This is a genomic window from Xaviernesmea rhizosphaerae (genome assembly GCF_001938945.1).
GTDB classification, from domain to species: domain Bacteria; phylum Pseudomonadota; class Alphaproteobacteria; order Rhizobiales; family Rhizobiaceae; genus Xaviernesmea; species Xaviernesmea rhizosphaerae.
The window spans coordinates 189,746-201,963 of sequence record NZ_MKIO01000037.1 but is presented as its reverse complement, the minus strand read 5'-3'; the positions used below and the strand labels follow the sequence as shown (position 1 = coordinate 201,963).

Sequence of the window (12,218 nt, the reverse complement as noted above, 5' to 3'; positions counted from 1 at the left end):
AGAGGCACCAGCGCCAGAAGCGCCGCAGCCCCTCGTTCGATGAGCGCCTTATACGGCCACCAAACCCGAAACGTCAACACACCAAATGAAAGAAAAATGACGGAATAGGGTAAGGGTATGAAATTAAATCGTAAAAAGTTCTCTGCTTACGGCGTTTCTGCCTCATCCTCCCCGCGTTTGGGAGCGTGACGGCGCCGTTCAGGCTCCATAACGGATGATAAGTGGAGAGAATTTGGCGTTTTTCGTTTCGCGGCTGCCGTCTTCGTCTACGGATGACGCAATTGCCCGTCGGCGGCGGCGGTGATCGCGGATCACGGATCTCGGTTGGAAAGCGGGCGTCTCCCATGCCGCCTTGTCCTTCCTATTGACGAAGGCGCTTCAATGGCGTTTTCCGCTTCCAGTTCCCCTATCGCGAAAAGCCGGCCGCTTGATGGCCAAGGATCTGCGCGACCATGGTATTGCGACGACTCGTGCAGCGCGTCGATCGCTGTGACCGCATGAACTGCTCCGCCGGGCCACCGGCGCAGACAGGCAGAAGGACCGATGATGACCTCTGACACGCCCGAGCCTCTCCGCCGGCCCTCCTTACCGGAGCTTCCCGTTTCCGCCGTTCTGCCGGATGTAGCGGCGGCGCTGGCGGAGAACGGGCTTGCCGTCCTCAGCGCGCCCCCCGGCGCGGGCAAGACGACACTGGTGCCGCTCTTCCTGCTGGACGCCCCCTGGCGGGGGGAAGCAGGGCGTATTCTGCTTCTGGAGCCGCGCCGGCTTGCCGCGCGGGCCGCAGCGGCGCGGATGGCCGGCCTGCTTGGCGAACCGGTGGGCGCGACGGTCGGCACACGGATGCGGCTCGACAGCCGGATTTCGGCCCGCACGCGGATCGAGGTGGTGACCGAAGGCGTCTTCGCGCGAATGATCCTCGACGATCCCGAGCTCAAGGGCGTGGCCGCCGTTCTGTTCGACGAATTTCACGAACGCTCCCTCGATGCCGATCTCGGGCTGGCGCTGGCGCTCGAGTGCCGTGAGGCGCTTCGGCCGGATCTGCGGCTGCTGGTGATGTCGGCCACGCTTGATGTCGACGGGGTCGCGGCCCTGCTCGGCGATCCGCCTGTAATCGAGAGCCACGGCCGCAGCTTTCCCGTGGAGATCGCCCATCAGGATCGCCGGCCGGACGAGCGGATCGAGGACGCCGTCACCCGGACGATCCTTTCCGCGCTGGAAAGCCAGGAGGGATCTGTCCTGGTCTTTCTTCCCGGGCAGGCGGAGATCCTGCGGGTGGCCGAGCGGCTCGACGGGCGGCTGGCGCCGGACGTGGCGGTGACACCTCTTTATGGCGCGCTCGGCCAAAGCGAGCAGGATGCGGCGATCCGGCCGGCGCCAAGCGGGCGGCGCAAGGTGGTTCTGGCCACCTCGATCGCCGAGACCTCGATCACCATCGACGGGGTGCGGATCGTCATCGACAGCGGGCTGCAGCGCCTGCCCGTGTTCGAGCCGGCGACCGGCATCACCCGGCTGGAGACGGTGCGGGTCTCGCGCGCTTCGGCCGACCAGCGGGCCGGGCGCGCCGGGCGCACGCAAGCGGGCGTCGCCATTCGCCTCTGGCATTCCGGCCAGACAGCCGCCCTGCCGGCCTTCACGCCGCCGGAAATTCTCAGCAGTGACCTGTCCCGCCTCGCCCTAGATCTGGCCGAATGGGGCGTGAGCGATCCTTCCACACTCAGCTTTCTCGATCCCCCGCCAGCGCCCAGCTGGGCGGAGGCGCGTGCGCTTTTGCAGCGGATCGGCGCGCTGGACGGCGAGGGCCGGATGACCGCGCGCGGACGGGCAATGCGGGCGCTGGCCCTGCCGCCCCGGCTGGCGGCTATGGTGGCCGGCGCGGCGGAGGACGGATATGGCTTGTCGGCGAGCCGGCTCGCCGTGCTGCTGACCGAGCAGGGGCTGGGCGGACCGGCGATCGATCTCGACGAGCGGCTTTCCCGCTGGCGCAACGAGCGCGGCGCCCGGGCCTCCGCCGCATCGGGACTTGCAGAACGGATGGCGCAGCAGGCAGGTGCTACGCGCGACACCGCAGCCGCGCCCGGCGCGGGCGTGCTGCTGCTCGACGCCTTTCCCGACCGGATCGCACTGGCGCGCGGCAAGACCGGCGCCTTCGTCATGGCCAATGGCCGGGGCGCGGAGCTGCCGGAGACGGAGCGGCTGGCCCGGGCGCCGATGCTCGTCATCGCCGACCTGACCGGCAAGGCCGCGGGCCAGCGCATTCTGGCCGCCGCCGCCATCAGCCGGGCGGAGATCGAAGCGAGCCGGCCGGAGCTGATCACAAAGGGCGAGGAGGTCTTCTTCGACCGGGCCGCAAAAGCTGTGCGCGCGCGGCGGGTGGTGCGCATTGGCGCGGCGGTGCTGGAGGAAGTGCCGCTGCCGCGTCCGCAGGGGCCGGCTGTCGCCATGGCGCTGGCGGAGGGCTTGCGCCAGATCGGCCTGTCCGCCCTGCCCTTTTCCAAGGAGGCGCTGCATCTGCGCGAGCGGCTGGATTTTCTGTTCCGCACGCTTGGCGACCCATGGCCGGCCGTGGACGATGCCGCGCTTCTGGACCGGCTGGACGACTGGTTCGTCCCCTTCCAAGGCGAGACCACCAGTATCGACGCCCTGCGCCCCGGCGCCTTAAGCGAGGGGCTCGCCTCGCTGGTGCCGACGGACCTGCAGCGGCGGATGGGCGAGCTGGCGCCGACGCATTTCGAGGCGCCGACCGGCCAGCGCCATCCCATCCATTATGATGGCGAGGAACCGACGCTGTCGATCCGGGTTCAGGAACTCTATGGCCTGACGCGCCACCCGACCATCGGCGGCGGACGCCGGCCCCTGCTCCTGGAACTGCTGTCGCCCGCGCACCGGCCGATCCAGACCACGCGCGATCTTCCCGGCTTCTGGGCCGGCTCCTGGAAGGACGTGCGCGCGGAGATGCGCGGACGCTATCCGAAACATCCCTGGCCGGAGGACCCGGCCGCTGCCCAGCCGACGACGCGGGTGAAGCCGCGGGGGACATAAAGCCTTTGGCGCACAAGCACGCAGCGGTTTTGCGGTTACAGCATGTCAAAGGAGCTAAAGGCTGAGGGCATCGGATCGGAAAGGCATGTCAGCTTTTCCGAAGATCCGATTTAAAGCCAGAAATCGAGCGTTTCGGACCGGGGCCGATCGGCTATCCGGCGCGCTTAACGCCAGGCGCGGCGCGGCAGTAAGAATTTAGGGTTGATCCGTCCTGCATCTCGCCGTCAGGTGATCAGGCGTCTCCGAGGCAACGTATGACCGAAACCATGACCGCACCCGACACCCTCTCCTTTCCACCGATGCAGGCGGGACCCCGCGCATCGGACGCCGCATCGTTCCAGCCGGCAAACAGCCGGACGCTGCGGCTGCCGACGATCGTGCGGCTGCGCTGGCTGGCGGTTAGCGGACAGGCGACGACGGTGCTGGTCGTCGCCTTCTGGATGCGCTTCCCCATGCCGCTGATGACGGCGGGGCTGCTGATCGCGCTTCTGGCGGCAGCCAATCTGGCCCTGCCGCTGCTCTATCCGCCGGCGCACCGGCTGCAGCCGCGCGCCGCCTTCCTGCTGCTCTTTACCGATCTGGCGCAGCTGGCCGCCCTGCTCTTCATCACCGGCGGCATTGCCAATCCCTTCACCCTGCTGATCTCGGTGCCCGTCATCATCTCCTCGGCTTCGCAGCCGCGCAATTACTCCATTGCGCTGGCCGGGCTCGCCATTGCCGCGGTGACCATGCTCGCCTTCTCGCCCTATCCGCTGCCCTGGTATGATGGCGCGCCGCCGGTGCTGCCGCCGGTGCTTCTGGCTGGCTTCTGGGTCGCGATCGTCTCGACCATTCTCTTCGCCGCCTTCTATACCTATCGCGTCTCCCTGGAGGCGAGCGAGCTGGCGGAAGCGCTGGCGGCGACCGAGCTGGTGCTGCAGCGGGAAAAGCATCTGTCGCAGCTGGATGGGCTGGCGGCGGCCGCCGCGCATGAGCTGGGCACGCCGCTTGCCACCATCACGCTGGTGGCCAAGGAAATGGCCAATGAGCTGGGAGACGATCCGCGCTTCGGCGAAGACGTGCAGCTGTTGCGCAGCCAGAGCGAACGCTGCCGCGACATCCTGCGCCAGATCACCACCCTGCCCTCCCAGGATGAGGCGCATATGAACCGGCTGCCGCTCTCCTCGATGATCGAGGAGGTGATCGCGCCGCACCGGGAATTCGGCGTGCGCATCACCCTGGTGGAGGAAAGCGGACGTGCCGGTGAGCCGGTCGGCAACCGCAATGCCGGCATTCTCTACGGGCTCGGCAATCTCGTGGAAAATGCCGTGGACTTTGCCCGCGAGGAGGTGGTCGTCACCGTGCGGCACACGGCCGAAAGCGTGACGGTGACCATTGCCGATGATGGCGAGGGCTATGCGCCGGAGATTCTGAGCCGGATCGGCGACCCCTACGTCACCAAGCGCCAGCGCGACGACAGCGCCGGCGGCCTCGGCCTCGGCCTGTTCATCGCCAAGACGCTTCTGGAACGCTCCGGCGCAACGTTGACCTTCGAGAATGGCGGGCCCGAACGGCCGGGCGCGCGGGTACAGGTGATCTGGCCGCGGGGCATGCTGGAGACACGAACGGCGTCGTGACCGGCTGCGTCATTTTGGACAGGGTGGAGAAATGGCTTAGAAGGATAGGAAGGCATCCGGCATCCGGCGCTTTTCGTAGAGAAAGGCCGCGGACCGGGAGACGGAAACCCTTCTTCCAGTCCAAGCCGATGCAGACATGAACTCGGCGCGCTGCGCTGCTTCGGCGGTGGCGCGATGGTCCGGTCAAAAAGGCGGGATGGCCGTCTGGCGATAATGCAAAACGCTGTGAAGCGGACCGGGCGCAACAGGAAGAGGAGCATGCTGGATGGCCTCGTGGTCGCCTGCCATGCCCTGGAGGTGTGAATCATGATGGACGATGACAAGGCTCCGGACGCCACGATGGACGGGGACGGGCCGGATGAGAACGACCTTGATGCAATCGGTCCCGACCCTTCGCTGCTGCTGGTCGATGATGACGGCCCCTTCCTGCGCCGGTTGGCGCGGGCGATGGAGACGCGCGGCTTTTCCGTCCACACGGCGGAAACCGTGGCGGAGGGAATTGCCATCGCCACGCGCGAGCCGCCGCAATATGCCGTGGTCGATCTGCGCCTGTCGGATGGCAGCGGGCTCGATGTGATCGAGACGATCCGCCGCCGGCGCGAGGATACGCGCATCATCATGCTGACGGGCTATGGCAACATAGCGACGGCGGTGAATGCGGTGAAGCTTGGAGCAATTGACTACCTGGCCAAGCCCGCCGATGCCGACGAGATCGTTTCGGCGCTGCTGCAACGGGCCGGCGACCGGGCGGAGCTGCCGGAAAATCCGATGTCGGCCGACCGGGTGCGGTGGGAGCATATCCAGCGCGTCTATGAGCTGTGCGAGCGCAATGTCTCGGAAACCGCGCGGCGGCTGAACATGCACCGGCGCACGCTGCAGCGGATTCTCGCCAAGCGGGCGCCCCGATAGGACAGGCGTCCCGACTGTCGGTCAGTGACCTCTGGTCAGGCGTCGGGATAGGAGGGCGGATCGGCGGTGCCAGCCGCAATGGCGGCGATGGCAGATTCGTCCGTGGCCGCCCATTCCGCCAGCATCAGGCGCTGGGCGGCGGTGCGGGCGAAGAGGAGCGAGACCGCTTTGCGCGTATGGGCGGCCAGCTTCTCTTCCGGCGCCTCGCGGATCATCTCCGCCCCATAGCCATCGGACAGGAACAGGCCGCATTCCTCCGGGAAGATCTCCAGCGGCACGCCAGGATGGGTGGCGAAGAACAGCCGGTCGCAATGCAACCTGTATTCGGGCCATTTGCGGTCGACGCGGAAATCCTCGATCGAGGTCTTGATCTCGACGATCCAGATCTCGCCCTTCGGCGAAAGCGTGATCAGATCGGCGCGCCGGCCGCTGGCAAGCGTCAGCTCCGGCAGAACCGCATGGCGCATGTCGAACAGCGCCCGCTGCACGCCCCGGCGAACCGCCATGGCGCGGCGCGACTGCCGCCCGTCGATGAGCGGCGTGTCATTGTGAAGAGAAAGAATCGCCATTGCCCTTTTTCGCACAGACGACGCTTTGTTGCAAAAAAACAATGCGACTGCGAATTGCGGGCCGTTGCTCACAGGGAGGATCGCAAATCTTTTGCAAAGCGGGAGGGGATGGAAAATAACCGTGGGCAGGCGGATGCCAGCATCCCGCTCCTCCCTCGATTTCTGCAAGAGACTCCCATGCGCACCCGCAATGCTCTTCTGCTGTCCAGCCTGGCGGCAATGCTCGCGGCGGCCGGCTGCTCCACGGCACCCGTCACCACGGCTCCTCCGCTTGCCTATGCAAGCCCGCCGCCGGCGACCGTCGCCGTCAACGAGATCTTCAGCGATGGCTACGGCCCAGTCGAGGATCATGGCTATACCCTGCCGGCCATTCCGATCAACAAGGTGGACAAGCGCTTCCATCGCCAGATCGTCGACTATCCGACCCAGGAGAAGCCCGGAACGATCATCGTCAACACGCCGAGCCGCTTCCTCTATTACGTTCTGCCCGGCGGCAAGGCCGTGCGCTACGGTATCGGCGTCGGCAAGCAGGGCTTTGCCTGGCAGGGCCGCGCCTATGTCGCCTGGAAGCAGGAATGGCCGACCTGGCACCCGCCGAAGGAAATGGCCGAGCGCCGTCCCGACGTCGCCCAATATGTCGAAAACGGCATGGGCCCGGGCCTGCGCAATCCGCTCGGTGCGCGCGCGCTCTATCTGTTCAACGAACAGGGCCAGGATACGCTGTTTCGCCTGCACGGCACGCCGGAATGGAACACCATCGGCACCGCCGCCTCCTCGGGCTGCATCCGCATGATGAACCAGGACGTGATCGACCTCTATTCCCGCGTTCGTCCCGGCCGCACCGCCCAGGTCATCGTTCAGCAGTAAGCGACGAGAGAACGACAACCGTTCAACAGACGAAACCCCGGAAAGCACGGCTTCCGGGGTTTTTTGCTGTTCAGATAAGGCTTGTGCCGGCAAGGCGGCAGGCCGGAGGCCGGGTTAAGCCCGCCTCCAGCCAGCATGATCATTCTCCGTGCGCGGCCTTCAGCTCGCGGCGGCGGCGGTGGAGGACCGGCTCGGTATAGCCGTTCGGCTGCTCGCGCCCCTTGAAGACGAGATCCATGGCCGCCTGGAAGGCGATCGAGCTGTCGAAATGGCCGGCCATGGGCAAATAATGCGGATCGCCCGCATTCTGGCCATCGACCACGGCGGCCATGCGCTGCATCGTCTCGGTCACCTGTTCCGGCTTCACCACGCCATGATGCAGCCAATTGGCCATGTGCTGGGCGGAGATGCGCAGCGTGGCGCGGTCTTCCATCAGGCCGACATTGTTGATGTCGGGCACCTTGGAGCAGCCCACGCCCTGATCGACCCAGCGCACGACATAGCCGAGAATGCCTTGCGCATTGTTGTCCAGTTCGCGCTGGATCTCTTCCGCCGTCCAGTTCGGCCTGACGGCAACGGGCACCGAGAGGATATCGTCCAGCCGTGCGCGCGGGCGCGTCGTCAGGCCCTGCTGAACGGCGGCGACATCCACCTTGTGATAATGCGTGGCATGCAGCGTGGCGGCGGTGGGCGACGGCACCCAGGCAGTGTTGGCGCCGGCCTTGGGGTGAGCGATCTTCTGCTCCAGCATGGCCGCCATCAGGTCCGGCATGGCCCACATGCCCTTGCCGATCTGCGCATGGCCGGACAGGCCGCAGGAGAGGCCGATATCGACGTTCCAGTTCTCATAGGCGGCGATCCAGGCGGCCTGCTTCATGTCGCCCTTGCGGATCATCGGGCCGGCTTCCATCGAGGTGTGGATCTCGTCGCCGGTGCGGTCGAGGAAGCCCGTGTTGATGAAGACGACGCGGGCGCTGGCCGCGCGGATGCACTCCTTGAGGTTGACCGTGGTGCGGCGCTCCTCGTCCATGATGCCCATCTTCAGCGTGTTCTCGGCCATGCCGAGCGCGGCCTCGACCCGGCCGAACAGCTTATTCGCGAAGGCCACCTCTTCCGGGCCATGCATCTTCGGCTTGACGATATAGACCGAGCCGGCATGCGAATTCATCTTGTGGCCCCCGGGGCCGATATCGTGGAGCGCGATCAGGCTGGTGATCATCGCGTCCATGATGCCCTCGGGCACTTCCTGACCCTCGGCATCGAGGATCGCCGGATTGGTCATGAGGTGGCCGACATTGCGCACCAGCATCAGCGCGCGGCCCTTCAGCCAAAGCTCGCCGCCATCGGGCGCCATGAAGGTCAGGTCGGGATTGAGGCGCCGCGTGAAGCTCTTGCCGCCCTTGGAGACCTCCTCCGTCAGATCGCCGCGCATCAGGCCGAGCCAGTTGCGATAGATGAGCGTCTTGTCCTCGGCATCGACGGCCGCGACCGAATCCTCGCAGTCCATGATGGCCGTGATCGCCGATTCGAGCACGACATCGGCAATGCCGGCGGCATCGGCGGCGCCGATCGGCGTGGACCCGTCCAGAACGATCTGCAGATGCAGTCCATTCTTCTTCAGGAGGATATGGCTCGGGCTGCTGGCAATGCCGCGATGACCGGCGAACTGCGCGGGATCGGCAAGGCCGACTGGGCCCGCTTCCGTTTCCACCGCCAGCGCGCCGCCGGCGACCGAGAGCTTGCGCACCGAGGTCCAGGAGGCGCCGGCAAGCGGCGCGCTGTCATCGAGAAAGGCGCGCACCCAGGCAATCACCTTGCAGCCGCGCGCTTCATTATAGCCTGCTGTCTTTTCTGCTCCACCCTCTTCGGCAATGGCATCCGTGCCATAGAGAGCGTCATAGAGCGAACCCCAACGCGCGTTGGCCGCGTTCAATGCATAGCGGGCATTCATGACCGGAACGACCAGCTGCGGCCCGGCAATGGTGGCGATCTCGGGATCGACATTGCCGGTCGAAACGGTGAAATCGGGGCCCTCGGGCAGGAGATAGCCGATCTCGGTGAGGAAGGCGCGGTAGGCTTCCAGGTCGCTCGGCGCGCCATTTTCGCGATGCCAGGCATCGATGCGCGCCTGCAAGGCGTCGCGCTTGGCCAGAAGCGCCCGGTTTTCCGGCGCCAGATCGCGCAGGATCTCGGCGAAAGCGGCAAAGAACCGGTCCGGATCCACGCCCGTTCCCGGCAAGGCTTCCTGGGTGAGGAAGGCATATAGCCCGCTGTCGATCTGCAATCCGTTCTGGTCGATCCGGCTCATTTTCTCTCCTTGAAAATCGCAGGCGGCAAAAGCCCGGTTGGGCAATTGGTTCCCCTATTGCCGCACAGCTGTCAATCGCTGGCGGCAAGCTTCCCTTCAAGCCGTCTCAGCCAGGCGACAGGCGGCGCGTGACCCGCATCGGCAGGCCGCCCTGCGGCTGGGTCGTCAGGCGCTGCACCGGCCATGGCCGCGTCTGCGGCGTGATGTCGAAGCGGTGGTGGCGCATCAGGCAGGCAAGCGCGATCACTGCCTCCTGCAGGGCGAAGGTCGCGCCGATGCAGGTGCGCGGACCGGCGCCGAAGGGCAGGTACTGGAAGCGGTGCAGGCTGTCGCGCGCACCGGGCATGAAGCGCTCCGGCCGGAAGGCGCGCGGCTCCTCCCAATAGAGTTCGTGGCGATGCAGCGTCCAAGGCATGACGAGGATCGACACGCCCTTGTCGATCACCACCCGCTCGCCCGAAGGCGCGGTCCAGCTGTCCGCCTCGATCGCCGCGCGGTTGATCGATGGGGCGGGCGGATAGAGGCGCATGGCCTCCTCGAAGGCGGCGCGCACATGCGGCATGCGCTCCAGCCAGTCCACGGGATCGGCCCCCTCGCCGAGCACATGGTCGATCTCCTCTTCCATCCGTGCGCGCCAGTCCGGCAGGCGGGCAATGAGATAGAGCGTCCAGGCGAGCGCCCGGGCCGTGGTCTCATGGCCCGCGCCGATGAAGGTGAGGATGTTGTCGGCGATCTCGTCGGCCGTCAGCCCGTCAGGCCCTTCCAGCCCGAGCAGGAGCGTCAGAAAATCCTGCGGCGCCTCTGCCGGACTGTCTGCGATCTGACGGCGGCGGCGCGCCATGGTCTCGGCGACGATCGCGCGGAAACTGGCGAGCAGCCGGCCGCCGCCGATGCGGGTCAGGCGCGGCACCCAGGGGGGTGCCAGCAGAAGATCGAAAGGATCGACCCGACCCATCCGGTGCAACAGACGCTCGACATTGTCGGTGAAGGCCTTGGTGTCGGCGGCGATCTCGCCCGAAAACAGGGTTTCGGCCAGGATTTCATAGGTGAGGTCGGCCATGTCGCCGGCAATGTCCACCGTCTCGCCGGCCGCCGATGCCTGCTCATAGCGCGCGGCGAAGGCCTGGGAGACGGCCAGCATCTGCCGGGCGAAGCCGCGGGCATGGCGCGGGGTGAAGACGGGCGCCATGGCCTTGCGGGAGCGCTTCCAGGCGGGGCCTTCCGCCGTCAAAAGCCCGTCGCGCAGGATCGGCCGCAGGATCAGGCGGCGGACGGCGGACATCTCGTAATTGCCGGCATTTTCCACCAGCACATGGCGGATCAGCCCGGGATCGTTGATGATCAGCGTGCGCTGGGTGAGAAACATCGTCTCGATCCAGGGCAGGCGATAGGCGTCCTCGCTCCACAATTCGAGCGGATTGCGCAAGGCGGTGCGGATCAGTTCCAGCCGGCGCAGCGGCCGGGTGCCGGGCGCGGGGGCCGGCGGCTCGAAGCGGCCGGATGCCGAGACGATCGGCTTGGTGGCGGAACCTGTGTGCATGGCAATCCTCCTCATGGTCCAGACGGACAGGGAGCCGATCGCCCGTGTCGCCCGCCGCATCGCTCTCAAAGGCGCGATGCGGCGGCACGCATCACAGCAGGGCTTTCAGCTCCGGCAGCTTGTCGTTGATCAGCCAGCCGTAATAATTCTCTTCCGGCCAGCGGTCGGCGCCGGCGCGGTTGCGGGCGGCCAGTGCGGCCGCGCGGGTCTCGGGATCGCCGAGATTGTAGAGCGTCGCCGTCAAGCCGGGATTGTCGGAAATGTCCATGCCGGCAATCGAGCGATAGGCCTGGATCGACCGGCGGATGATCGCCGCCATATAGGCGAGCGACTGGTCGGGATCCATGATCGCCTCATAGACGGCGGCGGCCTTGCTCTCGTCGAGCCTGGGATAACCCGAAGTGCGCGCCACGTCGTCGGTCAGCATCAGCGCCGTCAGCGGATTGATCTGGCCGAGGCCGAAGGTCTGCCCGGCATAGAAGGGCTGGAAGAAGACCGCGCTGAAGCGGTTATCCGGGAAGGCGGTGCCGTCCACCGTCTTGCCGCGGAATTTGGCGTTCCACACATCGTCGCGGCAGCTCCACAGATCGTAGGAGCCTTTCTTCGCGGCGCAGGCGGAAAACTCCGGCCGGTCGACGAAATGATCGACGCTCTCGCCATTATAGGCGAAGCGGAAACTGTCGCCGGCATAGGAGGCCGCCTTGACGTAATAGGCCTGCAGCCGGTCATAGGCATCGACATTATAGGTGTGCTCGCCGACGATGGCGCCGATCATGTGGATCGGCGCGATATTGTAGGCCGCCGCAGTCGATTTGATCTTGGCGATCAGCTTGGGGTCGTTCTGCAAGAGCGCCAAGACCTTCTTGTACTTGGCGTTGAAAGTGGTGTTGCCGGCCTCTGTGCGGCGCGAGGAGGCGCCCGGCACCGGCGGCTGCTCGGCATTGCGGTTGCCCGGCGGCACGGTGCGCACGCCCTCGGCCCGCGCGATGCCGATCATCTGCCCTGTGGACAGCGAGGAAGGTTCCGCCCCGATAAAGGTGGCGGCGGACAGGGCAAGGGCGGCAGACAAGGCAGCGGAACGAGGCAGGCGCACGGGCAGGATTTTCCTTCATCTTTGGCAGACAGCGGCGACGTGGGTCTCAACCCCATGGCGGCGACGGCGACAGGGAGGCGCCGGCAAAACCTCTGTCCGGGCCATGACCGGCAATCATGTCGGAATCATGCCGAGCGACAGGTTCTCCTTACAGGCCCTGCGGTGCCGACCGCAACCGGACACCCCGCAAACGGGAGGAAAGGCAGGGTCAAACCCGTCTTTCGCGCCCTGCCGGACCCATCCCCGATCCATTCGGCCCTGATCCGTTCGGGACGAT

Annotated in this window: 8 protein-coding genes; 4 read left to right on the top strand and 4 right to left on the bottom strand. The window is 66.4% G+C overall.

Annotated elements, in window-relative coordinates; all coding sequences use genetic code 11:
• The first annotated feature begins 546 nt into the window (after positions 1 to 546).
• From hrpB to BJF92_RS17380, 3 genes are all read left to right on the top strand, one after another.
• Positions 547 to 3,039 carry an ATP-dependent helicase HrpB gene (gene hrpB, locus BJF92_RS17390; RefSeq protein WP_075636031.1) on the top strand — a complete coding sequence of 831 codons (2,493 nt, stop codon included), beginning with the start codon at positions 547 to 549 and terminating at the stop codon, positions 3,037 to 3,039.
• Between the two features lie 299 nt (positions 3,040 to 3,338).
• Positions 3,339 to 4,655, top strand: a complete 1,317-nt coding sequence (locus BJF92_RS17385; RefSeq protein ID WP_075636030.1) for an ActS/PrrB/RegB family redox-sensitive histidine kinase — start codon at positions 3,339 to 3,341, stop codon at positions 4,653 to 4,655.
• 339 nt (positions 4,656 to 4,994) lie between these two features.
• Positions 4,995 to 5,564, top strand: a complete 570-nt coding sequence (locus BJF92_RS17380; RefSeq protein WP_075636029.1) for an ActR/PrrA/RegA family redox response regulator transcription factor — start codon at positions 4,995 to 4,997, stop codon at positions 5,562 to 5,564.
• Between the two features lie 35 nt (positions 5,565 to 5,599).
• Here the strand turns inward: BJF92_RS17380 and BJF92_RS17375 are convergent, their stop codons facing one another.
• The gene (locus BJF92_RS17375; protein ID WP_078058201.1) at positions 5,600 to 6,133 is read right to left on the bottom strand and encodes an MmcB family DNA repair protein; all 534 of its coding nucleotides are present in this window, start codon (positions 6,131 to 6,133) and stop codon (positions 5,600 to 5,602) included.
• A 177-nt stretch (positions 6,134 to 6,310) separates the two neighbouring features.
• Here BJF92_RS17375 and BJF92_RS17370 point away from each other — a divergent pair, with 177 nt between their 5' ends.
• Complete coding sequence (locus tag BJF92_RS17370; RefSeq protein WP_075636006.1) at positions 6,311 to 7,000, top strand: L,D-transpeptidase; 690 nt, start codon at positions 6,311 to 6,313, stop codon at positions 6,998 to 7,000.
• A 139-nt stretch (positions 7,001 to 7,139) separates the two neighbouring features.
• Here the strand turns inward: BJF92_RS17370 and BJF92_RS17365 are convergent, their stop codons facing one another.
• The 3 genes from BJF92_RS17365 to BJF92_RS17355 all read right to left on the bottom strand — a co-directional run bounded on the left by BJF92_RS17365 (position 7,140) and on the right by BJF92_RS17355 (position 11,845).
• Complete coding sequence (locus BJF92_RS17365; protein WP_075636005.1) at positions 7,140 to 9,308, bottom strand: malate synthase G; 2,169 nt, start codon at positions 9,306 to 9,308, stop codon at positions 7,140 to 7,142.
• A gap of 106 nt (positions 9,309 to 9,414) precedes the next feature.
• A complete protein-coding gene (locus BJF92_RS17360) occupies positions 9,415 to 10,848 on the bottom strand; it encodes a cytochrome P450 (RefSeq protein WP_075636004.1) in 1,434 nt (477 codons plus the stop codon).
• Between the two features lie 91 nt (positions 10,849 to 10,939).
• A complete protein-coding gene (locus tag BJF92_RS17355; protein WP_075636028.1) occupies positions 10,940 to 11,845 on the bottom strand; it encodes a DUF1402 family protein in 906 nt (301 codons plus the stop codon).
• Between the last annotated feature and the right edge of the window lie 373 nt (positions 11,846 to 12,218).